Annotated in this window: 18 protein-coding genes and 1 pseudogene; 14 read left to right on the top strand and 5 right to left on the bottom strand. The window is 65.5% G+C overall.

The window, feature by feature from the left end; genetic code table 11:
- Positions 1-200: 200 nt before the first annotated feature.
- The 6 genes from QF036_RS18310 to QF036_RS18285 all read left to right on the top strand — a co-directional run bounded on the left by QF036_RS18310 (position 201) and on the right by QF036_RS18285 (position 5,954).
- Positions 201-1,289: an ABC transporter ATP-binding protein gene (locus tag QF036_RS18310; RefSeq protein ID WP_307104153.1), complete on the top strand. Its 1,089-nt coding sequence runs from the start codon at positions 201-203 to the stop codon at positions 1,287-1,289.
- On the top strand, positions 1,289-2,002 hold the full coding sequence (locus tag QF036_RS18305) for an ABC transporter permease (protein ID WP_307104151.1): 714 nt from the start codon (positions 1,289-1,291) through the stop codon (positions 2,000-2,002). The genes QF036_RS18310 and QF036_RS18305 overlap by 1 nt, the downstream gene beginning before the upstream one ends.
- Positions 1,999-2,742: an ABC transporter permease gene (locus tag QF036_RS18300; protein WP_307104149.1), complete on the top strand. Its 744-nt coding sequence runs from the start codon at positions 1,999-2,001 to the stop codon at positions 2,740-2,742. Before QF036_RS18305 ends, QF036_RS18300 begins: the two co-directional genes overlap by 4 nt.
- Positions 2,739-3,698, top strand: a complete 960-nt coding sequence (locus tag QF036_RS18295) for an ABC transporter substrate-binding protein (protein ID WP_307104147.1) — start codon at positions 2,739-2,741, stop codon at positions 3,696-3,698. Before QF036_RS18300 ends, QF036_RS18295 begins: the two co-directional genes overlap by 4 nt.
- Before the next feature lie 145 nt (positions 3,699-3,843).
- Positions 3,844-5,064 (top strand): pyridoxal phosphate-dependent aminotransferase, encoded by a 1,221-nt coding sequence (locus QF036_RS18290; RefSeq protein WP_307104145.1) that lies wholly within the window; start codon positions 3,844-3,846, stop codon positions 5,062-5,064.
- 35 nt (positions 5,065-5,099) lie between these two features.
- The gene (locus QF036_RS18285; protein WP_307104143.1) at positions 5,100-5,954 is read left to right on the top strand and encodes a PPK2 family polyphosphate kinase; all 855 of its coding nucleotides are present in this window, start codon (positions 5,100-5,102) and stop codon (positions 5,952-5,954) included.
- Positions 5,955-5,989: 35 nt separating this feature from the next.
- Here QF036_RS18285 and QF036_RS18280 read toward each other — a convergent pair whose 3' ends face one another.
- Together QF036_RS18280 and xseA are read right to left on the bottom strand one after the other, a co-directional pair.
- Positions 5,990-6,250, bottom strand: coding sequence for an exodeoxyribonuclease VII small subunit (locus tag QF036_RS18280; protein ID WP_307104142.1), 261 nt, complete (start codon positions 6,248-6,250; stop codon positions 5,990-5,992).
- Positions 6,251-6,325: 75 nt separating this feature from the next.
- Positions 6,326-7,610: pseudogene (gene xseA / locus QF036_RS18275) on the bottom strand (exodeoxyribonuclease VII large subunit).
- Between the two features lie 278 nt (positions 7,611-7,888).
- Here xseA and QF036_RS18270 point away from each other — a divergent pair.
- A complete protein-coding gene (locus QF036_RS18270; protein WP_307104140.1) occupies positions 7,889-8,737 on the top strand; it encodes a hypothetical protein in 849 nt (282 codons plus the stop codon).
- 40 nt (positions 8,738-8,777) lie between these two features.
- Positions 8,778-9,854 (top strand): 4-hydroxy-3-methylbut-2-enyl diphosphate reductase, encoded by a 1,077-nt coding sequence (locus tag QF036_RS18265; RefSeq protein WP_307104138.1) that lies wholly within the window; start codon positions 8,778-8,780, stop codon positions 9,852-9,854.
- 37 nt (positions 9,855-9,891) lie between these two features.
- Here the strand turns inward: QF036_RS18265 and QF036_RS18260 are convergent, their stop codons facing one another.
- On the bottom strand, positions 9,892-11,202 hold the full coding sequence (locus QF036_RS18260; protein ID WP_307104136.1) for a DNA recombination protein RmuC: 1,311 nt from the start codon (positions 11,200-11,202) through the stop codon (positions 9,892-9,894).
- A gap of 92 nt (positions 11,203-11,294) precedes the next feature.
- Between QF036_RS18260 and ychF the strand changes: the two genes are divergently transcribed.
- From ychF to QF036_RS18240, 4 genes are all read left to right on the top strand, one after another.
- Positions 11,295-12,380, top strand: a complete 1,086-nt coding sequence (gene ychF, locus QF036_RS18255) for a redox-regulated ATPase YchF (protein WP_111905334.1) — start codon at positions 11,295-11,297, stop codon at positions 12,378-12,380.
- Positions 12,381-12,706: 326 nt separating this feature from the next.
- A complete protein-coding gene (locus QF036_RS18250; protein WP_307104134.1) occupies positions 12,707-14,485 on the top strand; it encodes an ABC transporter family substrate-binding protein in 1,779 nt (592 codons plus the stop codon).
- Between the two features lie 178 nt (positions 14,486-14,663).
- A complete protein-coding gene (locus tag QF036_RS18245) occupies positions 14,664-16,205 on the top strand; it encodes an ABC transporter permease (protein ID WP_307104132.1) in 1,542 nt (513 codons plus the stop codon).
- The gene (locus QF036_RS18240) at positions 16,202-17,335 is read left to right on the top strand and encodes an ABC transporter permease (protein ID WP_373460184.1); all 1,134 of its coding nucleotides are present in this window, start codon (positions 16,202-16,204) and stop codon (positions 17,333-17,335) included. The genes QF036_RS18245 and QF036_RS18240 overlap by 4 nt, the downstream gene beginning before the upstream one ends.
- Before the next feature lie 43 nt (positions 17,336-17,378).
- Here QF036_RS18240 and QF036_RS18235 read toward each other — a convergent pair whose 3' ends face one another.
- On the bottom strand, positions 17,379-18,008 hold the full coding sequence (locus tag QF036_RS18235) for a PH domain-containing protein (protein ID WP_307104130.1): 630 nt from the start codon (positions 18,006-18,008) through the stop codon (positions 17,379-17,381).
- A 79-nt stretch (positions 18,009-18,087) separates the two neighbouring features.
- Here QF036_RS18235 and QF036_RS18230 point away from each other — a divergent pair, with 79 nt between their 5' ends.
- Positions 18,088-19,962: an ABC transporter ATP-binding protein gene (locus tag QF036_RS18230; RefSeq protein ID WP_307104129.1), complete on the top strand. Its 1,875-nt coding sequence runs from the start codon at positions 18,088-18,090 to the stop codon at positions 19,960-19,962.
- 74 nt (positions 19,963-20,036) lie between these two features.
- On the opposite strand, the gene QF036_RS18225 is transcribed toward QF036_RS18230, so the two are convergent.
- The gene (locus QF036_RS18225) at positions 20,037-20,876 is read right to left on the bottom strand and encodes an SGNH/GDSL hydrolase family protein (RefSeq protein ID WP_307104127.1); all 840 of its coding nucleotides are present in this window, start codon (positions 20,874-20,876) and stop codon (positions 20,037-20,039) included.
- A gap of 272 nt (positions 20,877-21,148) precedes the next feature.
- Here QF036_RS18225 and typA point away from each other — a divergent pair, with 272 nt between their 5' ends.
- Positions 21,149-23,077: a translational GTPase TypA gene (gene typA, locus QF036_RS18220; RefSeq protein WP_307104125.1), complete on the top strand. Its 1,929-nt coding sequence runs from the start codon at positions 21,149-21,151 to the stop codon at positions 23,075-23,077.
- The last annotated feature ends 8 nt before the right edge of the window (positions 23,078-23,085 follow it).

Here is a 23,085-nt window from a genome sequence, read left to right as displayed (position 1 = left end):
CTCCACCCATCCGGGCGGGGGAGGGCGCCGAATCACCAGTGTTGGTCTCCGAATGATTACGGTATCCGCGCCTGCGGCGGTTTTGCTTCGGGCACTGGTTACGCTGTGTCAAGACGTGCTTTACAGCCAAAAAACAGCGTGCTTATGATCAGTTCGCTTTACCGTCCGATGTTGCCGCCCAACAGTTAGGTAAGCCGGGTATGGCCGAAGCCATGATTGAGTTCCAGAGCGTCACCAAGCAGTATCAGGGCGGGCAACCAGCGGTAGACCAGCTGACCATGTCCATTGACCGGGGCTCCATCACGGTGTTCGTAGGACCATCAGGCTGCGGCAAGACCACCTCCCTCCGCATGATCAACCGGATGGTGGAGCCCACGTCCGGGACCATCACCGTGGGCGGGCGGGACGTCACCTCCGTACCGGCGGCCGAGCTCAGGCGCTCCATGGGCTACGTGATGCAGTCGTCCGGGCTGATGCCGCACCGCTCCGTGGTGGACAACATCGCCACCGTGCCCCGGCTGAACGGCGTCTCGAAAGCCGACGCCCGCAAGCGCGCGGAAGAACTGCTCGACGTCGTGGGGCTGGCGCCGTCGCTGGGCAAGCGGTACCCCTCGCAGCTCTCGGGCGGCCAGCAACAGCGCGTCGGCGTGGCCCGGGCGCTCGCCGCCGATCCGCCGGTCCTGCTGATGGACGAGCCCTTCAGTGCCGTGGATCCCGTGGTCCGCGACGAACTGCAGCAGGAGCTCCTCCGCCTGCAGCGCGACCTGGCCAAGACAATCGTCTTTGTTACCCACGACATCGACGAGGCCACCGTGCTGGGGGACAAGGTGGCGGTCTTCGCCGTCGGCGGCAAGCTGGCGCAGTACGCCACTCCGGAGGAGATCCTCCGGGCACCGGCGAACGAGTTCGTCGCTTCGTTCGTCGGCCGGGACCGCGGGTTCCGGCACCTCGCGTTCACCACGGCCGACGGCGTTGCGGTCCATCCCGTTGAAACGGTCACCCGGGGCGGGGACGCCGGTGCGCATCCGGAAAGCTGGCGCCTGGTGGTGGATGAACAGCAGCGCCCGCTGGGCTGGGAAGGCCCCGGCCTTGACTCCCAGCTCATTCCCGGCGGCTCACTGTTCCGACCGGGCGATACCCTGCGGCGTGCCCTGGACGCCGCGCTGTCTTCGCCGTCGGGGCTCGGCGTGGCGGTCGACGGAGACGGCAAGGTTGCCGGCGTCGTCAAGGGCGCGGAGGTGCTCTCCGTCATCGAGTCCGCGCGTCAGACCCGGCAGGGCGCACCCTGATGGAGTGGTTCCTGGCGAACAGCTCCATGGTCTTTGAACGGGCCGGCCAGCACCTGGTCCTGGCCCTGGTTCCGATGGTCCTGGGCCTGCTGATCTCCATCCCGCTGGCGCAGTTCTCTCGGCGGCACAGCGCACTCCGGCAGCTCGTGGCCACCGTGAGTTCCCTGCTCTACACCATCCCCTCGCTGGCCCTGTTCATCATCCTGCCGCCGCTGCTGGGAACCCGGATCCTTGACCCGCTGAACGTCATTGTCGCCCTGACCATTTACGCGGTTGCGCTGCTGGTGCGGGCCGCCATGGACGCCTTCGATTCCGTGGATGATGACCTCCGGCAAGCGGCCGTGGCCATGGGCTACAAGCCCGCCGCCCGGTTCCTGCAGATCGACCTGCCGCTTTCCCTGCCCGTGATGTTCGCCGGCCTGCGCGTCGTGTCGGTGAGCAACATTTCCCTGGTGAGCGTCGCCGCCCTGCTGGGGGTCGGGAACCTCGGGATGCTGTTCACGGACGGGCTGCAGCGGAACTTCGTCACCGAGGTGGTGGTGGGGATTGTCGCCATCCTGCTGCTGGCCCTGGTGATGGACGCCCTGCTGGTGATCCTGGAACGGATCCTCACACCATGGACCAGGGCAGGCTCCGTAAGGACCGGCGCGAACGCCAGGTCCGGCGCCGAATTCCTCGCCGACGCCAAGGTGCATGCGGGGGCCGGCTCATGAACATCTTCACGCAAACTTTCGCGTGGCTCGCCGACCCTGCGCACTGGTCCGGCCCGGGCGGGATACCCGTGCGCCTCCTCGAACACCTGCAGTACAGCGGCCTGGTCCTGCTCATCGCCGCGGCCATTGCCGTGCCGGTGGGGCTCTACATCGGCCACACGGGCAGGGGCCGCGTGGTGGCGGTGGCCGTAGCCGGAGCCCTCCGGGCGCTGCCCACACTCGGACTGCTGGTGCTGTTCGCACTCGTTGCCGGAAGCGGCCTCATGCCGCCGGTGTGGGCGCTGGTCATCCTCACAGTCCCGCCGCTGCTGGCCGGCACGTACGCTGGCATTTCCAGTGTGGATGCCAGCGTGGTGGACGCCGCCCGCGCCATGGGCATGAAAGAGCTGCAGGTCCTGTTCGGCGTGGAAGTTCCCAACGGGCTCCTCGTGATGTTCGGCGGCATCCGCACCGCCGTGCTGCAGGTGATCGCCACGGTGTCGGTGGTGGCCTACCTTCCGCTCGGCGGCCTGGGACGCTACCTGTTCGACGGGCTGGTGCTCCAGGACTTCCCTCGGATGCTGGCAGGTTCGCTCCTTATCGCGGCGCTGGCGATCGTCGTCGACCTCGTCCTGGCGGCCGTGCAGCGGCTGGTCGTTTCACCGGGACTTTCCGCACGTTCCAAGGGCGGCCGCAAGGCCGCCGCAGATCTCTCGGCTGCCGCGCCCGCGGCTGCCGCTGTTCAAGGAGGCACCGCATGAAGTACCCCGTCCGCACGACTCTTACCCGCCGTGGCCTGGGCGGCCTTGCCGCCGGTGTCGGCGTCGCCCTTGCCCTGTCCGCCTGCAGCAGCGGCAATCCGCTGTCTTCCCCCTCCACGAGTGCAACCGGCGGCGCCACCTCCGGCGGTTCCCTCGTCGTCGGCTCCGCGGACTTCCCGGAAAGCCAGATCATCGCCGAAATCTACGCGGGAGCTTTGAACGCGGCCGGAGTCACGGCCACCACCAAGCCGAACATCGGCTCCCGCGAGATCTACTTCAAGGCCGTCCAGGACGGATCCGTGGATGTGGTGCCCGATTATTCCGGCAACCTTCTGTCCCACGTCGACGCGCAGGCTGGCGAGGTCACGCCGGAGGACGTCTATAAGGCACTTCCGGGCAAACTGCCGCAGGGACTCGCCGTGCTTGAGCCGTCCAAGGCCGAGGACAAGGACGCCATGGTGGTCACCAAGGCCACCGCGGAAAAGTACCAGCTGAAGTCCATCGAGGACCTGGCCAAGGTCTGCAAGGACCTGACCATGGCCGCGCCTGCCACATTCGAAACCCGGTCCTACGGGTTCCCCGGGCTCAAGAAGAACTACAACTGCGAGCTCAAGGCGCTCAAGCCGTTCAGCGACGGCGGCGGCAACCTCACGCTGCAGGCGCTTCTGAGCGACGAGGTGCAGGTGGCCGACATCTTCACCACCACGCCGTCCATCGCGGACAACGACCTCGTTGTGCTGGAGGACCCGAAGAACAACTTCAAGGCCCAGCAGGTGCTCCCGCTCTACAACGACGCGAAGGTGACGGACAAGGCCAAGGAGGCGCTGAACAACGTCTCCAAGACCCTCACCACGGACGACCTGATTAACCTCAACCGTGCGGTGAGCGGAAGCCAGAAGCAGAACGCCAAGGATGCGGCTGCCGCGTGGCTCAAGGACAAGGGCATCGTCAAGTAGGCGCTGCGGCTTACTAAATGAGTACGACGGCGGCTGCCGGTTCCGCGCGGACCGGCAGCCGCCGTCCGCTGGCCCGTTACGTCCGCGGTTACTATGTGAGGCACGTCTCCCCGGAAGTACATCCCGCTTGTGGCATATTTGATGAATGGCAGAATTCAAGCAGTCCACCAAGCTTCATAATGTCCTTTACGACATCCGTGGACCGATTCTTCAGGCCGCCCAGCAGATGGAGGCAGAGGGTCACCGCATCCTCAAACTGAACATCGGCAACCCCGCACCCTTCGGTTTTGAAGCGCCGGACGCGATTTTGGTGGACATGATCCGCCACCTGCCCCACGCCCAGGGATACAGCGATTCCCGCGGCATCTTCTCGGCCCGCACCGCCGTCTCGCAGTACTACCAGACCCGCGGCATCCAAAGCATCCACGTGGACGACATCTACCTGGGCAACGGTGTCAGCGAGCTGATCACCATGTCGCTGATGGCACTGCTCGACGACGGCGACGAAATCCTGATCCCCACCCCGGACTATCCGCTGTGGACCGCCTCCGTGGCGCTGGCCGGCGGCCGTCCCGTGCACTACCTCTGCGATGAGGAGTCCGGCTGGCAGCCCGACTTGGAAGACCTCAAGGCCAAGATCACGCCCAGCACCAAGGGGATCGTGGTCATCAACCCGAACAACCCCACCGGCGCCGTATACCCGGAAAGCACGCTGCGCAAGATCGTTGCCCTGGCCGAAAAGCACGGGCTGGTGATCTTCGCCGACGAAATCTACGAGAAGATCCTCTACGAGGACGCCGTGCACGTGAACCTGGCCGGGCTCACCGGCGACGACGTGCTGTGCCTGACCTTCAGCGGGCTGTCCAAGGCCTACCGCGTCTGCGGCTACCGCGCGGGATGGATGGCCATCTCCGGACCCAAGAAGGAGGCCGCGGATTACCTCGAAGGCATAAATCTGCTGGCCAACATGCGGCTCTGCGCCAACGTCCCCGCCCAGCACGCCATCCAGACTGCCCTGGGCGGATACCAGAGCATCAGCGACCTCATCCTGCCCGGCGGCCGGTTGCTGGAACAGCGCAACAAGGCGTACGAGATGCTCAACGCCATCCCCGGCGTCAGCACCCAGCAGGCGCGCGGAGCCCTCTACCTGTTCCCCAAGCTGGACCCGGAGGTCTACAACATCCGGGACGACGAAAAGTTTGTCTTGGATCTCCTCAAGGAACAGAAGATCCTGGTCTCGCACGGCCGGGCGTTCAACTGGGTCCGGCCCGACCACTTCCGGATGGTGACCCTGCCGAACGTCAAGGACATCGAGGAAGCAATTGGCCGCATGGGAGACTTCCTCAGCAGGTATCAGGGGAATTAGCCTTTACCCACAGACAACAGTGGAAAGAGGTCCCCATGGCCGGCGTTGCGGAATTCACGAAGTTCCCCTCCGAATCCTTGAAAGTCGGCAAGAGGTTCAAGCTGGCGGATGTTGATCCGGACACCACCCCGGGTTATCCCGGGAACAAGGCCGACGGCGAGACGCTCCTTGAGGGGCTGGATGACAAGCTCGCGTCGCTCCAGGAAAAGCTGTTTGCCGAGTCCAAGTTTGGCGGCACCAAGCGCGTCCTGCTGATCCTGCAGGGAATGGACACCGCCGGCAAGGGCGGAATCGTGAAGCACGTCCTGGGCGCCATGGATCCGCAGGGCGTACAGTTCAAATCCTTTAAGGCCCCCACGCCAGAGGAACGCGCCTACGACTTTCTCTGGCGCATCGAAAGGGAAGTTCCGGGCGCCGGCATGCTGGGGGTCTTTGACCGGTCCCACTACGAGGATGTCCTGATCCACCGCGTCCACCGCTGGGTGGACCCGAAGGAAATTGAACGCCGCTACAGGGCGATCAACGAGTTCGAAGCCCGGCAGGTTGCAGTAGGCACGAAGGTCATCAAGGTCATGCTGCACATCAGCAATGACGAGCAGAAAGAGCGGCTCCTGGCCCGGCTGGACAATCCGGCCAAGCACTGGAAGTACAACACCGAGGACCTGAAACAGCGCGCCTTCTGGGACGACTACATGGCCGCCTATCAGGCAGCCTTCGATGCCACCAACACGGACCATGCGCCCTGGTACGTCGTGCCGGCCAGCAAGAAATGGTATGCGCGCATAGCGGTTCAGCAGCTGCTGCTGGAGGGGCTCGGCGAGCTCGAATTGGAGTGGCCCAAGGCCGAGTTCGACGTCGAAGCCGAGCGGCGCCTCGTCGAGAGGTCCTGAACCGGGCCTAACCTCCGGCTAACTCTCCGCCGGCGTTAGTTGTCCTTGCGGGCAGCCGCGAGCCTCTTCCTGGCGCCCTCCAGCCATTCCTCACAGCGCCGCGCCAATGCCTCGCCCCGTTCCCACAGGGCCAGGGAGTCCTCGAGGCTGGTCCCGCCGGCCTCAAGCTTGGAGACCACGGCCACCAGCTGCTCCCGTGCTTCCTCGTAGCTGAGGGCATCAATGTCCGGAGGAAGCGCGGGACCGGGCTGCTCCGTGTTGTTCGCCGGCTCTGTGTTGATGGTCGGGTCTGTCATGTTTTCTGGCCTGTCATGTCGGTGGTGATGTCATTAGGTGCTGGCGTCATGGCCGGCTTAAAGGTGCGTCTCGGTTCATGGTGCGCCTGTGGATTCCGCGCCGAACCGCCCGCCGGCCACCCGGACCGAGAGCGCGGCTCCGGCCGGGGCCTGGGCGGGCTGGCGGACAACTGCACCGCCGGACCCGGAAAGCTGCACCACGGCGTAACCGCGGTCCAGGGTCTGCTGCGGTGACAAGGCCCGGACCTGGGCCTGAAGGTGGACCAGCTGGTCGGAAGCCCTCGTGAAGGCGGCGCTGATGGCCGCCGTCGATCGTTGGGCCAGCCGTTCCACATCGTCCGCGCGCGCCGTGATCATGCTCTCCGGAGCCGCCAGGACGGGGCGGGACCGGACTGCCGCCAGACGGTCGGTTTCCCGGGCCACCAGCAGCGTGACGGAACGGCGCAGCTGGGCCTCAGCCTGCCGGACGCGGGCGAGTTCCTCCGAGACTTCCGGCACGATCCGCTTGGCTGCGTCCGTGGGCGTTGAGGCCCGGAGATCGGCGACGTCGTCCAGGATGGGCCGGTCCGCCTCGTGTCCGATCGCGCTGACCACCGGAGTCACCGCGGCGGCGACCGCGCGAATGAGTTCCTCGCTGCTGAACGGCAGCAGGTCCTCCAGCGCTCCGCCGCCGCGGGCGATCACGATGACGTCAACCTCGGGACGGGCATCGAGCTCGCGCAGCGCCTTAACCATCTGGGATACGGCGGTGTTGCCCTGCACCGCGACTTCGCGGATCTCGAACTCGACTGCCGGCCAGCGCAGGGCAGCGTTGCGCAGAACATCCTTCTTGGCATCGGAGTCGCGGCCGGTGATGAGCCCGATGCGGTGGGGGAGCAGCGGAAGGCGCTTTTTTCCGCGACTCGGCAAACAGCCCTTCCGCGGCCAGGGCATGGCGCAGCCGTTCTATCCGTGCGAGGAGATCGCCCAATCCGACCGGGCGGATGTCCTTCACGGACATGTTCAGACGCCCGGTCTTCAGCCAGAACTCAGCCTTCAGCAGGGCAACCACCCGGCTTCCGCGTTCAAGTGGCGTCTCCTGGCGGTCGAGTAACTTGGACCAGATGGAAGCGGGCAGGGAGATCTCGGCGTCAACATCCCGGAGGGTCAGGAACGCACTGCCGCCGCGCCGGTTCAGTTCGATGACCTGACCTTCAACCCAGGCTGCCGGTGCCCGCTCAATGTGGGTCTTGAGCTTCTGGGAGAGCAACTGCAGCGGCCAGGGGTTGTCCGGGCTCGTGTCCGCGGCGGTGGCCGGCACCGTGCTGGGGCCGGCTGCGGGGGCCGTGCCGGGTACAGGGACGGTGGCGTTTTCAGCCATGTGCAGCCCCGGTGGCGGCGAATGCCAGTTGCATGGTCACGGTCCTTTGCCTGTGGATGGTGCGTGCGCGGTGGGTTAATCCACTCTATCCATAGCTGTATCACCCGGCTCGGACATTGTTGAGAGCGCGGCATTGCTGATAAGCGGGCATTGCCGAGGGCCGACATTTTGGATTGCCCTACTTTTTCCATCGCGGGACCGGCGCACCTAGGATGGCAGTGTCCTGCTGACCAGCCGGGCATCCGACCAGCCGAGAAACCCGACCAGCTAGGAATCCCTTGCGCTCATTTCTTGCGGCCTTGGCCGTCATCCTTGGTCTTCTCCTCTCCGCCGCCGCGGTTCCGGCCATCTGGGTGGACCGCAACATCGTGCAGGAGGATGGCTTCGTTGCCCTGGCTGCACCACTGGGCAAGGACCCGGATTTCCAGAAGCGCCTGGCAACCGCCGCCGTCAGCAGTATTGATACCGGCGGCACCCTGCCGCCGCAGGTGGCCGCACTGGTCCGGCCGGTGCTGGAAAGGGCGGCAACCTCCCTCACTGGCCTGCCCGAGTACCCGGCTGCCTGGGAAGAAACACTGCGGAAGAGCCACCGCCTCAACTTCGCCGACCCGGCGTCCCTTCCGCCTGAGGCGGTTTCCAGCACCTCGCTGACCCTGGATGTGGCCCCGCTCGTCGCCCTGGCGGCCAAACAGATTTCCAGCCAGGTGGATGTTCCGCTGGAGGCCCCGGGCCAGACCCTGGTGAACATCGGCCAGACGAACCAGCGCCAGCTCATTGAAGGGGTTTCCGCATACTCTCCGCTGGGATACAGCCTGGCCCTCGGTGCCGGCGTGGCGTTTCTCCTGGCGCTCGTGACCGCCCGCCGGCGGTGGAAAGTCCTGGCCGGCATCGGAGTGGGCGCACTGGCGCTTTCCGGACTGTGGACGCTGGCATCCCGCTGGGCCGCCGACGCCGTCATGGGAACCGCGAGCGGAAACGAAATGGCAGACCTGTTCAAGCGGGAGTTCGTAGCGGCTTCCGCTGCCGGGTTTGCGTCCTGGACGCTGGCGGCGGCGATCGTCGGTGCGGCCCTGGTGGCGGCAGGCGTGCTGGTCAGGGTGGCCGGCGGTCCTGCCCGCAGGCGATGAGCCGCCCAGGGGCCTGCCGCCCAGCCGGTAGCATGGAGCAATGACTTCCTCTGCAGTTTCCCTTTCGATGCCAACCGTCCCGCGCCGGCGGCGTTCGCCGGAGGAAGTGCTCGCGGCGGCACCGGTCCCCGGCCCCAAAAAGGTTCTGCTGGCAGCCCCGCGCGGATACTGCGCCGGCGTGGACCGCGCGGTCATCGCCGTCGAAAAGGCACTGCAGCACTACGGACCGCCCGTCTATGTCCGGAAACAGATCGTCCACAACGTGCACGTGGTCAGCTCCCTGGAGGAGCAGGGCGCCATCTTCGTGGACGAAACGGACGAAGTGCCCGAGGGCGCCCTGGTCATCTTCTCGGCCCACGGCGTTTCCCCGGCGGTGGTCCAGTCCGCGGAGGACCGCGGGTTGCGGACGATCGATGCGACCTGCCCCCTCGTGACCAAGGTTCACAAGGAGGCTGTCCGCTTCGCCAAGGACGACTTCGACATCCTCCTGATCGGCCACGACGGCCACGAAGAGGTTGAAGGAACGTCCGGCGAGGCCCCCGAGCACATCCAGATCATCAACGGCCCCCATGAGGTGGATAAGGTGACGGTACGGGACCCTGAAAAGGTCATCTGGCTTTCCCAGACCACGCTCAGCGTGGACGAGACCATGGAGACCGTCAGGCTGCTCAAGGATCGCTTCCCCACGCTCCAGGATCCGCCCAGCGACGACATCTGCTACGCCACGACCAACCGCCAGGTGGCCATCAAGAAGATCGCCCCCCAGGCTGATCTGGTGATCGTGGTCGGTTCGGCGAACTCCTCTAACTCCGTGCGCCTCGTCGAAGTGGCACTCGAATACGGCGCCAAGGCGTCGTACCGTGTTGACTTCGCCAACGAGGTGGACGAGTCCTGGTTCGAGGGTGTCGCCACCGTGGGCGTCACCTCAGGCGCGTCCGTCCCGGAGGTCTTGGTCAAGGACGTGCTCCGCCTCCTGGCTGACTACGGATACGGCGCCGTCGAGGAGATTGTGACGGCAGAGGAGGACCTCCTCTTCTCCCTGCCCAAGGAGCTCCGCGCCACGCTCAAGGAAGCGGGGGACGTGTCCCGCGCCCTCGGCGGACGCCGTTCGCGCTAGCAGCAGAGCGCGGGCCGGCGTCCATCCGGCGGCTCCTCTAGGCGGCGTCCTCTTCCTCCACGGCCGGCCGCGGTTCGCCGGCTATCAGTTCGCCGGCGTCCGGTTCGGCCGCTGCCGGCCCCGCGGCGTGCAGTTCAGCGTGCTGCCGTGATTCGCCCTGCAGTTCCGGGGCCGCGGGGGAGCGCGGCGTGACCTGCACAGCCGGAGGCGTCACCAGTCCGGTGGCGTCCAGGGCATTCAGTTTCCGCGCGGTGGGAAGCACCCGTGCCTCCAGCGTGCCGACCATCGCGTTGTAACGGTCCACCGAGGTTTTCAGCGATGACCCCAGCTTGCCCACGTTGTCCCCGAGCGTGCCCATCCGCTCGTACAGCTGCCGGGCAAGTTCGAAGAGCTCCCGTGCACTGTCCGTGAGTACGTCCTGGCGCCACGTGAACGCCACGGACTTGAGCACCGCGAGCAGCGTGCCGGGGGATGCCAGCACCACATTCCGGGACAGCGCGTGATCCAGGAGCGCAGGGTCGGCGGAGAGCGCGGCGGCGAGGATGGACTCGGCCGGGACAAAGCAGATCACCAGTTCCGGCGAGTTCCCTGAAATATCCCAGTACTTCTTGGTGCTGAGGGCGTCCACATGCGCCTTCAGCGCCTTGGCGTGCGCCGCCAGGAGGTTTTGCCGCGCTGCCTGACTAAGCCCGGGCTTGTCACTGGCTGACTGCCCCAGCTCCTGCGCCTCAAGGTAGGCGGACAGGGGGACCTTGGCGTCGACAACGAGCTGCTTGTCGCCCGGCAGCTGGACCACAAGGTCCGGGCGGACGGTGGCCTCGGCGCCCGATGTGCCGTGGTGCTGCTCATGGAAGTCGACGTGCCTCATCATGCCGGCCGCCTCCACGACCCGGCGCAGCTGCACTTCGCCCCACTGTCCGCGGGCGCTGTTCGACCGGAGCGCCGACTCAAGGGCATGCGTGGACCGCATCAGCTGCTCGTCGGTGAGGCGGGCCTCCTGCAGCTGCTGGGCCAGCTGACCGTACTGTTCCAGCCGGTCCCGTTCCAGCAGGGATACCTGCTGCTGCACCGCCGTCAGCTTCTCAGCCACCGGCGCCAGGGCCCGCAGGACGCTGGCGTCCTGCTCACGCGACGTGCCCAACTCCCGGTTCTGGGCGGACAGGAGCTTCCGTTCCGCATCCGCGGCGGCGAACTGGGCGCTCACCTCCGAAAGGCGTGCCGAAACGCCGTCGAAATCCGCCTCCAGGGCGGTGCTCCGGCGGCGCAGCACCACGTACACCGCGCCCCCGCCGGCCACGGCGCCCAGCAACAGCATTAAAAGGGCCAGAATGACTGCAAAAGGTTCCATGCCTTCACTGTGGCACGGGGCTGTGACATTTATTGTGAAGGCAGCACCAGGCGGCACGGGATGCGGGGGTCGAACGGGTAGAATCAATGTCCGTGGCTCTTACTATTGGCATCGTCGGACTGCCCAACGTCGGCAAATCAACACTTTTCAACGCACTGACCCGCAACCAGGTGCTGGCCGCGAACTATCCGTTCGCCACCATCGAACCCAATGTCGGCGTCGTGAACCTGCCCGACCCCAGGCTCCAGCAGCTCGCCGGGATCTTCGGCTCGCAGCGCGTACTGCCCGCTGCTGTCTCCTTCGTTGACATCGCAGGCATCGTCAAGGGTGCCTCCGAAGGGGAAGGCCTGGGAAACCAGTTCCTCGCCAACATCCGTGAAGCGGAAGCCATCGCCGAGGTGGTGCGCGTCTTCGACGACCCTGACGTCATCCACGTCGACGGCAAGGTCGACCCCCGCTCGGACATGGAAACCATCAACACCGAGCTGATCCTCGCCGATCTGCAGACCATCGAGAAGGCCATTCCCCGGATCGAAAAAGAGGTCAAGATCAAGAAGCGGGAGGCCGCGGAGCTCGCTGCCATCAAGGCCGCGCAGGCCGTGCTGGAGCGCGGCGACACCATCTACTCGTCCGTCACGAGCGACAAGCTGGAGATGGAACACCTCAAGGAGCTCAGCCTCCTGACGGCCAAGCCCTTCATCTACGTCTTCAACGCGGACGAGGGAATTCTCGGCAGCGAGGAGAAGCAGGCCGAGCTGCGCGCCATGGTTGCGCCGGCCGACTGCATCTTCCTTGACGCCAAGCTCGAGTCCGACCTGGTGGAGCTGGACGAGGCCGAGGCGCGCGAAATGCTCGAAATGAACGGGCAGGACGAATCCGGGCTGGACCAGCTGGCCCGCGTCGGATTCCACACGCTGGGGCTGCAGACCTACCTCACGGCCGGGCCCAAGGAAGCGCGCGCGTGGACCATCCACCAGGGCGACACCGCCCCGCAGGCGGCCGGCGTCATCCACTCGGACTTCCAGCGCGGCTTTATCAAGGCTGAGGTTGTCTCCTTCGAGGACCTCATCGATGCCGGTTCCATGGCGGAGGCCAAGTCGCGCGGCAAGGTCCGCATCGAAGGCAAGGAATACGTCATGTCCGACGGCGATGTGGTGGAGTTCCGCTTCAATGTGTGAGTTTCCGCTGAGGTACTCAGTGATTGAGTATTAACGGCGAAAAAGCCCCGGTCCTTTGGACCGGGGCTTTTTCTATGATTGGCCCCGTACCCTCCGTGCAACACGGCGTCAAGGAAAAGGAGTGCTGGCTTTTCGTCCGGCAACAGGTTGGTTGCATCTCGATAACAACCTTTACTGAGGGACAACTTTCGGACCGCAGGTGCCGGGTTCGGGTCTAGGCTACTTGTCATGTGAGACTCGCCACATCTCACTGGGGGGATGTAGCGGGTCTGGCCAGCGCCCACAGCGAAGGTCTTTTCCACACTCACAGAAACATAGGAGGCGGAATGCGATTCAGTCGTATTTCCAAAGCAGTAGGCGTTGCAGCCGCGGCTGCACTGGCGCTCAGCGCCTGCGCGAGCACCAATGGCGGGACAACCCCGTCCAGTAATGCGGCCGGCAAACAGGGGGGAACAGCCACTGTAGTTGAGGTCAATGCGTTCAACACCTTCAACCCGAACACGGCCGACGGCAACACTGACATCAACTCGAAGGTCAGCTACGCCACACACTCCGGGTTCTATTACATCGACAACCAGCTGAACATCGTCCACAACGACAAGTTCGGCAAGATGGAAAAGACGTCTGACGATCCGCTGACCGTCAAATACACCATCAACGAAGGTGTGAAGTGGTCGGACGGCACGCCCGTCACCGCAGCGGACCTGCTCCTGCAGTGGGCAGCCTTCTCCGGGTACTACAACGACGCCGACGCCGAGGGCAAGGCGGGAACATCCTACTTCTCCTACGCCGGCGACCCCACTGGTCTCGCGCTCACCGATTTCCCCGAAATCGGCGACAACAACCGCTCCATGACCATCAAGTACTCCAAGCCGTTCGCCGACTGGGAGATCGCGCTGGGCGGACCGGGCATTGATATCCCGGCCCACGTCCTGGCCAAGAAGGCCGGCCTGGCCGACACGCAGGCGTTCATCGACCACCTCAAGAGCCTGCCCCGCGGCGACTCCAAGGCGCCCAAGGCCGCCGATGCCAAGCTCAAGGCCATGTCCGATCTGTGGAACACCGGCTTCGACTCCAAGACCCTGCCGAGCGATCCGAGCCTGTTCCTGTCCAACGGCCCGTTCGTTGTCCAGAGCATCAACCAGGACCAGTCCCTGACCATGGTCCGCAACAAGGACTACAACTGGGGCCCCGAGGCCAAGCTGGACGAGATCACTGTCCGCTACATCGGTTCCTCCCCGGCACAGGTCCAGGCGCTGAAGAACGGCGAGGCTGACATTATCGCTCCGCAGGCGTCGGCTGACACGCTCGAACAGCTCAAGGCACTTGAGAGCCAGGGCGTCACGGTGGAACAGGGCAACCAGCTCTCCTACGACCACATCGACCTGAACTACTCGGGACCCTTCGCCGACAAGAATGTCCGCGAGGCATTCATAAAGACGGTTCCGCGCAAGGACATCGTGGACAAGATCATCAAGAAGCTCGATCCGGAGGCAAAGCCCCTGGACTCGCAGCTGTTCGTTCCCGCGCAGCCGGCCTACGAAGCCTCCGCGCAGGGCAACGGCTCCTCGGCCTACCAGGACGCCGATGTTGATGGCGCCAAGAAGCTCCTGAACGGTGCGACCCCCGAGGTCCGCATCATGTACAACAAGGACAACCCGAACCGTGTGGACGCGTTCTCGCTCATCCGCGAGTCCGCAACCAAGGCCGGCTTCAAGATCGTCGACGGCGGACTTGCCGCCTCTGACTGGGGCAAGGCCCTGGGCAAGGGCGGCTACGACGCCACGATCTTCGGCTGGATCAACCCGGGCGTCGGAGTCTCCGGCGTGCCGCAGATCTTCCGCTCCGGCAACGGTTCCAACTTCAACAAGTTCAGCGATCCTGAAGCCGACAAGCTGATGGACGAACTCATTGTGACGACTGACCGCAGCAAGCAGGACGACCTCATCAAGCAGATCGACAAGAAGATCTGGGACTCGGCATACGGCCTCCCGCTGTTCCAGTCCGTTGGTGTTGACGCCTACAGCGACCGCATCACCGGCGTGAAGTTCATGCCGAACCAGACGGGCGTCTGGTGGAACTTCTGGGAGTGGGCCGAGAAATAAGCCCGTGCCACGAAGTGCAACTAGCTAGGTGAGGCGCCGGGACCATGCACCGCGGTCCCGGCGCCTTGCAGCGCCATCTCCCGGCAGTGCCTGTGTTGGCAGCACAAGCAGTAAGGCGCCGCCAAACCTGCGACCGGTCCGGGCAATCCCCGGGCCCGAATCCTGAGGTTCTATCACAATGGTGACCTACATAGTCCGGCGGCTCGTCACCGCCGCACTCATCCTTTTGGGCGCATCCTTTCTGGTGTATCTGCTGACCGCAGCATCAGGCGACCCGCTCGCGGAGTTCCGCGCCAGCAGCGCACCGAACAAGCAGCAGCTCATGGACTCGAGATCCGCACTGCTGGACCTCGATACGCCGGCGCCCGTGCGGTATTTCAAATGGCTGGGCGGCGCCGCCCAGTGCCTGGTGCCCTTCACCGGCTCCTGCAATCTCGGCAAGAACATCGCCGGCCAGCCCATCACGGACGCCCTCGGCCATGCACTCATTCAGACACTGACACTCGTCACCGGGGCCACCGTTCTGGCCATCCTCGTGGGCATCACGCTGGGCATCATCACCGCCCTGCGCCAGTACAGCACACTGGATTACGGCGTGACCTTCATGGCCTTCCTGTTCTTCTCCCTGCCGATCTTCTGGGTCGCTGTCCTGCTCAAGGAATTCGGCGCCATCGGCTTTAACAACTTCCTCCGCAACCCGGAGATACCCCTGCCGGTCTCACTCGGCGTCGGTGCCGTCTTCGGCGCCGTGGCCGTGATCGTGGCCGGCGGCGACGCCAGGCGCAGGGCACTCACCGGCGGCATCGTCTTCACCGCTGTCGCCGCGGTCCTCATCTACTTCTCCGTGACCCAGTGGTTCAAGACTCCCGGACTGGGGCCGGTGGTCATCGCCATCGCCGGCGCCGGCATCGCCTTTGCCGTGACCCTGCTGACCGCCGGCCTGCGGAACCGCAAAGCGCTGCAGTCCGCCCTGATTGCCGCGGGTGTGGGAGTGCTGCTCTACTTCGTCATCCAGCCGCTGCTGAACCAGGCCACATTCCTGATGATCGTGCTGCTGGCCATCGCGGCAGTACTGGTGGGCCTGGTCATTGGCTACTTCATGGGCGGTTACGATCGGGGACAGTCCATGCGGGCGGCGGCCATCACGTCGTTCCTCGTGGGCTTCCTCATGCTGCTGGACCGCTTCCTGCAGGCCTGGCCCGCCTACTTCAACAACAGCAGGGTGCGGGGACGGCCAATCGCCACCATCGGCGCCGGCACGCCGAACATCGAAGGCGATTTCTGGATCCATGGACTGGATTCCTTTACCCACCTCATACTCCCCACTACGGCGCTCGTCCTCATCTCCCTTGCCGGATACACGCGGTTTACCCGGGCCTCCATGCTGGAAATCATGAACATGGACTACATCCGGACGGCACGGGCCAAGGGCCTTTCGGAACGGGCAGTGGTGATGCGGCACGCGTTCCGGAACGCGCTCATTCCGGTGGCCACCATCGTGGCCTTCGACATCGGCGGTCTTATCGGCGGTGCCGTCATCACCGAAACGGTCTTTTCCGTCAGGGGCATGGGCTTCCTGTTCCTGGATGGCATTCTGCACGTTGACCCTAATCCGGTCATGGGCGTCTTCCTCTGCGTAGCCATTACGGCCATGGCGTTCAACCTCATCGCGGACCTCGCCTACTCCGCACTGGATCCACGAGTAAGGGTGAAAGCATGAGCCAGCCCAGTCAGCAGGATGAAATCATGGCGGAGCAGGCCGGCCTGCGGCAGGAAGCTGCCGGCATCGAGCCCGTCTCCGAAGCCCGGGGCCTGAGCCAAGGCCAGATTGTCCGCAAGCGGTTTCTTGGCCACTCCGGCGCCATTGTCGGCCTTGCCGTCTTCGCCATCATCTTCGTCATGGCCTTCACGTCAGTGGGCTACGCCGGGATCCCCGGCTGGTGGAAGTACACCCATGAGGCCGTCTCGCCGCTGGTCAACGACGGCGCTCCCACCGCTTCGCTGTGGCCGCTGGCCTGGGGTGAGCACCCCTTCGGCCAGGACCGGATCGGGCGCGACCTCTTCGCCATGACCATGCGCGGGGCCCAGCAGTCCATCACGATCATGGTGGTCATCGGCCTTATCGCCGGCCTGATCGGTGTGGTCGTCGGGGCACTGTCGGGCTATTTCCGGGGCTGGATGGAAGCCGTCCTGATGAGGCTCACCGACGTCATCATCATCGTCCCGGCGCTGCTCCTCGCCGCCGTCATGGCCCAGCTGGCAGGACGCCGGGATGAAGGCAGCTGGTTTGCGTCCTTCGCCAGCAGCAATGGTGTCCTCGCCCTTGGCATCTTCCTGGGGCTCATCAGCTGGGTGGGCCTGGCGCGGCTCATGCGCGGCGAGTTCCTCACCCTGAGGGAGCGCGAGTTCGTCGACGCGGCCCGGATTTCCGGGGCCAGCAACGCCCGGATCATCTTCAAGCACATCCTGCCCAATGCGGTGGGCGTCCTGATCGTCAATGTCACCCTGACCATGTCGGCGGCGATCCTTACCGAAACGGCCCTCAGCTACCTCGGCGTCGGCGTCAAGTCCCCGGACACCTCCCTGGGCCTGCTCATCTCCCAGAACCAGGAAGCCTTTGCTACCCGGCCCTGGCTGTTCTGGTTCCCCGGTCTGTTCATCGTCCTCATCTGCCTCAGCATCAACTTCATCGGCGACGGCCTGCGGGACGCCTTTGACCCGCGGCAAAAGAAGTTCAACGCCAAGAAGGCCAGGGACGCCGGGGAAACAGTTCCGGAGGCGACGCCGGTGGCGGCCCTGGACAGCAGGACAGATGACGGCCGGACCGCCGGCGGGGACAGGGGAGCCTGAGGTGCTGCTGCGACGCCGCGGGCGGGCGCAGCGTGGTTCCTGCCTACAGGACGGCCACGCTCCAGTAGCTGAGCCCGAGAAGGATCAGGGCGGCCGCGGCCTCGCGCCAGCGGAACTTCACGCTGACCGGAGTGGTCTCGGCTGCTCCGGCATCCAGGAGTCCCGACTCGACCAGCTGCTGCCAGCGCCCGCGGACCAGCTGCGCGGCTTGCCCCGAGTCGGTGGTCTTGAGGTCGCCGGGGCGGACGGAGTTCCCCGGCCCGTACGTGCTGTCCGGCAGTCCCCGGAGGTCCTCGGGGCGGGCGTTGCGTCCGCCCCAGATGCCGGGGGCCGGGGCTGCCCAGGCCCCGTAGCTTCGGGCGGGCGTGACGAGGGTCAGCGCGTACCGGGTGTCCACCTGCACCAGCGCCTCCCACGGAACCGTGATGGCGCGGAACGGGTTCTCGATGGTGACCCCGGCGTCGTGGACCACTACCGCCGGACGCCAGAACAGCAGCCAGCCCAGATAGGCGATGAGCAGCAGCGGCCCGGCACCGGCCAGGGCGGGGGCTCCGCCCGCCACAACCAAGCCGGCCAACCCGGCGGCGGCCACGAACCACGAGAATCCGGCAAACCATTTGTTGGTGCGCGCTTTGAAGATTGCGGCGTTCCCGGCATGCGGCACAGTGCTCATGCCCCCAATAATTCAGTATTCCCGGCCGCAGCACTAATCTCAGCTGCTCCGCTGGCCCGGGTGGAAGGAAAACCCCTACATGTCTGACTACATCAGCCCTGACCGTCCGACGTCGGACCCGCTGGAGCCGGACTCCATTGAGCCCGGCTCCAGGCGGCGGAGGGCAGACGGGAAGGGTTCTGTCGTCCTGGAGGTGCGCGACCTCAGTGTCGACTTCGGCGTGGAAAGGAAGTGGGTGCCGGCCGCCGTCGGCCTCAACTATGAGGTCCGCGCCGGCGAGGTCCTGGCCATTGTGGGGGAGTCCGGCTCCGGCAAGAGCGCGAGTTCCATGGCGCTCCTCGGCCTGCTGCCCAGCAACAGCCGGGTGTCCGGCAGTGTCAGGCTCTCCGGTAAGGAGCTGCTGGGCACGGATGCCGCCAACATTCGCAGCGTCCGGGGCAAGGATGTGGCCGTCATCTTCCAGGAGCCCATGACGGCGCTGAACCCGGTGTACACAGTGGGCGCGCAGATCGTCGAGACGGTGCGCCTGCACAACGAAGTGTCACCCGACCAGGCCAAGGAGCGCGCGCTGCGGATGCTGGAGCTCGTGGAGCTGCCGGACCCGGTGAAGGCGTTCAAGTCCTATCCGCACCAGCTCTCCGGCGGCCAGCGGCAGCGTGCCATGATCGCCCAGTCTCTGTCCTGCGATCCCAAGCTGCTGATCGCTGACGAGCCCACCACGGCTCTGGACGTCACGGTGCAGGCGGAGATCCTGGACCTGATGCGGAACCTGCGCAACAAGCTGGACAGCGCCATCGTCCTGATCACCCACGACATGGGCGTCGTGGCGGACCTGGCCGACCGGATCGCCGTCATGCGCAAGGGCCTGATCGTGGAGACCGGCACCGCCGAGCAGATCTTCCACAATCCCCAGCACCCTTACACGCAGGCGCTGCTTGCGGCCGTGCCGCACCTCGGACAGGGCGGAACGGACGCCGCACCGGACGTGGACGTGACTGCAGCGCTGGCCGCTGTCACCCACGCGGAGCTCGACTCCGTGGACCACGACGAACTGGTCCGCCGCGAGCGGGAGAACGCGGCGGCCCTGGCAGCCGCCGAATCCAGGGGTCCCGTGGGCGAACCGGTCCTGGAGCTGACCGACGTCGCCATCGAGTACCCGAAGCAGGGCCGCGTGCCGGCCTTCCGCGCAGTAGAGGGAGCCAACCTGACCATCCATCCCGGGCAGGTGGTGGGCCTCGTGGGGGAGTCCGGGTCGGGCAAGACCACCATCGGGCGCGCCGCCGTCGGACTGCTGCCGGTGGCGGCCGGAACGATGCGCGTGGTGGGGGAGGACATCTCCGCCGCGAAGAAGAACGGGAAGCAGTTGCACCAGGTGCGGCGCCACATAGGCATGGTCTTCCAGGACCCGTCCTCCTCCCTGAACCCGCGCCTGCCCATCGGCGAAAGCATCGGTGAGCCCATGTACCTCGCCGGCGTGGCCAAGGGCGCCGACCTGCAGAAGCGCATCGAGGCGCTGCTGGACCAGGTGGAGCTGCCGCGGAACTACCGGAACAGGTACCCGCACGAGCTGTCCGGCGGGCAGAAACAGCGTGTCGGCATTGCCCGGGCACTCTCGCTCAAGCCGAAGCTGATGGTGGCTGACGAGCCGACGTCTGCGCTCGACGTGTCGGTGCAGGCCAAGGTCCTGGAGCTGTTCCAGAACCTCCAGCGCGAGCTCGGGTTCGCCTGCCTTTTCGTCACCCATGACCTCGCCGTCGTGGACGTGCTGGCAGACCACATCTGCGTCATGCAGCGCGGCCGGATCGTGGAGCAGGGCACCCGCGACCAGATCCTGCGCAACCCGCAGGAGGCCTACACGCAGCGGCTGCTTGCCGCCGTGCCGCTGCCGGATCCGGAAAAGCAGCGCGAGCGCCGGGAATTGCGCGCCCAGCTGCTGGCCACCGGAACGGAGTAACCCAGGGAACAATAGCAAGGGAGCCGGTGGCCGCCTGATGGCGGCCACCGGCTCCCTTGTTTGCTGAAAAACTCCTAGGACAGGGCCAGCCCCAGCTTCGCGAGCCTGTGACCCAGCAGCTCACCCAGGGCGCGGTGCCCCTCGCCGTTCATGTGGACGCTGTCCTTGAGCTGCGACTCCAGCCCGTAGCGGGTGAGCCAGTCCCCGACACTGACAAACGGAATGCCGTGGTCCGCGGCGACAGTCCCCAGCAGGGCGTCAACCTCGGCCCGCCGGACGCCGCCGTGGTCCGCTCCCTTGCCCAGCGTTCCCACCATGGCCAGCTTCGCGCCCGGGTACCGCTGCTTGATCGTGGTGATAAGCCGGTCTGCGTTGGCCGAGATCTGCTCGTTGCTCGCCCCTTGTTTCGCGTCGTTTCCGCCGCCCTCGATGAGCACCAGCGGGGGAAAGCCGTAGGGCAGGTGCCAGTCGCCGCGCTGCAGGGCATCCACGTAGTTGCCTGTGGTGCCGTTGGAGGCGACGAAGCCGGTGCCGCCCTTGCCGCAGAAGAAAACGTCGTAGCCCAGTCCCGTGAGGGCCCGGCGCGGCCAGCTGGCCTGCAGCTCGGACTGCGAGTCGCCGATCAGCAGGGCGGTGTGGGCAATGTTGCCCACGATGACCTCGTCCCGTCCGTTGGCCGGATTGCGGTACAGCGCTCCGGCCGGAAGGCTGGCGGGGTCGACGGCGGCCCCCAGGTCGCTCACGACCGCCGAACCGGCGGCCACGGCCTCACCGGGGGCGGCCACGGGGGCGGCGGCACGAGGCGCCGCTGCGGCACCGGACCCCGGTTCTGTTGCTGCGCCGCAGCCCGTCAAAAATACGCTGGCGGCGATGACCGGGCCAATCAGGAGGGCCCGCGTCGAGGCTTGTAACATCCGTGGACTCCTGGCCTGTTCGTAAGTGGTCTAGCAATAGTGGTGGATCACTTTCGGAAAAGCCAGTGATTTTGCTCACATGACGTGCCGCCGGATTCACGATTTGGTAACGGGTCTGGGAAAGGGCGAAAGTGCACGTTTTAGGCCAATAAATGGCTCAGCGTTTAGACTGGCAGTAGGTGCCCTGTGTTAAGGGTCTGATCCGTCGTGCGTTCCGGTTGGAAATGTCGCGATACAACAGCTGACTTCACCACTGAATCGAGCAATAACGCATGTCTGAAACCACCACCAACACCGCGGTAGCAACTGCAGTTCGCAGTGACCTGCGCAACGTCGCGATTGTGGCCCACGTTGACCACGGCAAGACCACCCTTGTGGACGCCATGCTCAAGCAGACCAACTCCTTTGCCGAGCACAATCACCTCGAAGACCGCGTTATGGACTCCGGTGACCTGGAGCGCGAAAAGGGCATCACCATCCTGGCCAAGAACACCACGGTGGCCTACAACGGACCGTCCTCCAACGGCCAAACCATCACCATCAACGTCATCGACACCCCCGGCCACGCCGACTTCGGCGGCGAAGTGGAGCGCGGGCTGTCCATGGTGGACGGCGTCGTTCTCCTCGTGGATGCGTCTGAGGGCCCGCTGCCCCAGACCCGCTTCGTCCTCCGCAAGGCCCTCGCCGCGCACCTGCCGGTGATCCTCCTGGTCAACAAGACCGACCGCCCCGACGCCCGCATCGAAGAGGTCGTCCACGAGTCCATGGACCTGCTCCTGGGCCTGGCCTCCGACCTGGCCGATGAGGTTCCGGACCTTGACCTGGACAAGATTCTCAACGTCCCGGTGGTTTACGCCGCCGCAAAGGTAGGCCGCGCTTCCCTCGAGCAGCCCGCCGACGGCACTGCCCCGGAGAACGAGGACCTCGAGCCGCTCTTCAGCGCGATCATCGAGCACATCCCCGCTCCGACCTACAACCCCGAAGGTGTCCTGCAGGCACACGTCACCAACCTGGACGCCTCCCCGTTCCTGGGCCGTCTCGCACTGCTGCGCATCTACAACGGCACCCTCCGCAAGGGCCAGCAGGTTGCCTGGGCGCGAGCCAACGGCGAGCTCAAGACCGTCAAGATCACCGAACTCCTCGCCACCAAGGCCCTTGAGCGCGTTCCGGCCGAGTCCGCCGGACCGGGCGAAATCGTCGCCGTCGCCGGCATCGAGGAGATCACCATCGGTGAGACCCTGACCGACGTCGAGAACCCCCAGCCGCTGCCCCTGATCACCGTTGACGATCCCGCGATCTCGATGACCATCGGTATCAACACCTCCCCGCTGGCCGGCAAGGTCAAGGGCGCCAAGGTCACGGCCCGCCAGGTGAAGGACCGCCTGGACAAGGAACTGATCGGTAACGTCTCCATCAAGGTTCTCCCCACCGAGCGTCCGGATGCCTGGGAAGTCCAGGGCCGTGGCGAGCTCGCGCTGGCCATCCTCGTGGAGCAGATGCGGCGTGAAGGCTTCGAGCTCACCGTCGGCAAGCCCCAGGTGGTCACCAAGACCATCGACGGCAAGGTCCACGAGCCGATGGAACACATGACCATCGACGTGCCCGAAGAATACCTCGGCGCCGTCACCCAGCTCATGGCCGCGCGCAAGGGCCGCATGACCAACATGGCCAACCACGGTACCGGCTGGTGCCGCATGGAGTTCATCGTTCCCGCCCGTGGCCTGATCGGCTTCCGCACCAAGTTCCTCACGGACACCCGCGGCGCCGGCATCGCCGCGTCCATCGCCGAGGGCTATGAGCCCTGGGCCGGTCCCATCGAATACCGCACCAACGGTTCCATGGTGGCCGACCGTGCGGGCGTGGTGACCCCGTTCGCCATGATCAACCTGCAGGAACGCGGTTCCTTCTTCGTCAAGCCGACCTCCGAGGTCTACGAAGGCATGATCGTGGGCGAGAACTCCCGCGCAGACGACATGGACGTCAACATCACGAAGGAAAAGAAGCTCACCAACATGCGTGCGGCTTCCTCCGACAGCTTCGAGAACCTCACACCCCCGCGCGAGCTCACCCTCGAAGAGTCCCTCGAATTCGCCCGCGAAGACGAGTGCGTCGAGGTCACGCCGGAGGACATCCGTATCCGCAAGGTCATCCTCGACTCCAACGAGCGTGCCAAGGCCAACCGCGCCCGCGCCAAGGCATAACGGCACCT

The sequence above is a fragment of the Arthrobacter globiformis genome, assembly GCF_030817195.1.
GTDB classification, from domain to species: domain Bacteria; phylum Actinomycetota; class Actinomycetes; order Actinomycetales; family Micrococcaceae; genus Arthrobacter; species Arthrobacter globiformis_D.
The sequence above is the reverse complement of the archived record's forward strand: the minus strand, read 5'-3'. Positions and strand labels throughout refer to the sequence as shown.

What these genes read in the sequence shown, in the direction of transcription:
- QF036_RS18285 (WP_307104143.1), top strand. Translation starts at nt 5,100, where the DNA reads ATGGCCGGCGTTGCGGAATTCACGAAGTTCCCCTCCGAATCCTTGAAA.
- QF036_RS18240 (WP_373460184.1), top strand. Translation starts at nt 16,202, where the DNA reads ATGAGCCAGCCCAGTCAGCAGGATGAAATCATGGCGGAGCAGGCCGGC.
- QF036_RS18245 (WP_307104132.1), top strand. Translation starts at nt 14,664, where the DNA reads ATGGTGACCTACATAGTCCGGCGGCTCGTCACCGCCGCACTCATCCTT.
- QF036_RS18280 (WP_307104142.1), bottom strand. Translation starts at nt 6,250, where the DNA reads ATGACAGACCCGACCATCAACACAGAGCCGGCGAACAACACGGAGCAG.
- QF036_RS18305 (WP_307104151.1), top strand. Translation starts at nt 1,289, where the DNA reads ATGGAGTGGTTCCTGGCGAACAGCTCCATGGTCTTTGAACGGGCCGGC.
- QF036_RS18230 (WP_307104129.1), top strand. Translation starts at nt 18,088, where the DNA reads ATGTCTGACTACATCAGCCCTGACCGTCCGACGTCGGACCCGCTGGAG.
- QF036_RS18265 (WP_307104138.1), top strand. Translation starts at nt 8,778, where the DNA reads ATGACTTCCTCTGCAGTTTCCCTTTCGATGCCAACCGTCCCGCGCCGG.
- QF036_RS18250 (WP_307104134.1), top strand. Translation starts at nt 12,707, where the DNA reads ATGCGATTCAGTCGTATTTCCAAAGCAGTAGGCGTTGCAGCCGCGGCT.
- typA (WP_307104125.1), top strand. Translation starts at nt 21,149, where the DNA reads ATGTCTGAAACCACCACCAACACCGCGGTAGCAACTGCAGTTCGCAGT.
- QF036_RS18300 (WP_307104149.1), top strand. Translation starts at nt 1,999, where the DNA reads ATGAACATCTTCACGCAAACTTTCGCGTGGCTCGCCGACCCTGCGCAC.
- QF036_RS18290 (WP_307104145.1), top strand. Translation starts at nt 3,844, where the DNA reads ATGGCAGAATTCAAGCAGTCCACCAAGCTTCATAATGTCCTTTACGAC.
- QF036_RS18235 (WP_307104130.1), bottom strand. Translation starts at nt 18,008, where the DNA reads ATGAGCACTGTGCCGCATGCCGGGAACGCCGCAATCTTCAAAGCGCGC.
- QF036_RS18310 (WP_307104153.1), top strand. Translation starts at nt 201, where the DNA reads ATGGCCGAAGCCATGATTGAGTTCCAGAGCGTCACCAAGCAGTATCAG.
- QF036_RS18225 (WP_307104127.1), bottom strand. Translation starts at nt 20,876, where the DNA reads ATGTTACAAGCCTCGACGCGGGCCCTCCTGATTGGCCCGGTCATCGCC.
- QF036_RS18295 (WP_307104147.1), top strand. Translation starts at nt 2,739, where the DNA reads ATGAAGTACCCCGTCCGCACGACTCTTACCCGCCGTGGCCTGGGCGGC.
- QF036_RS18260 (WP_307104136.1), bottom strand. Translation starts at nt 11,202, where the DNA reads ATGGAACCTTTTGCAGTCATTCTGGCCCTTTTAATGCTGTTGCTGGGC.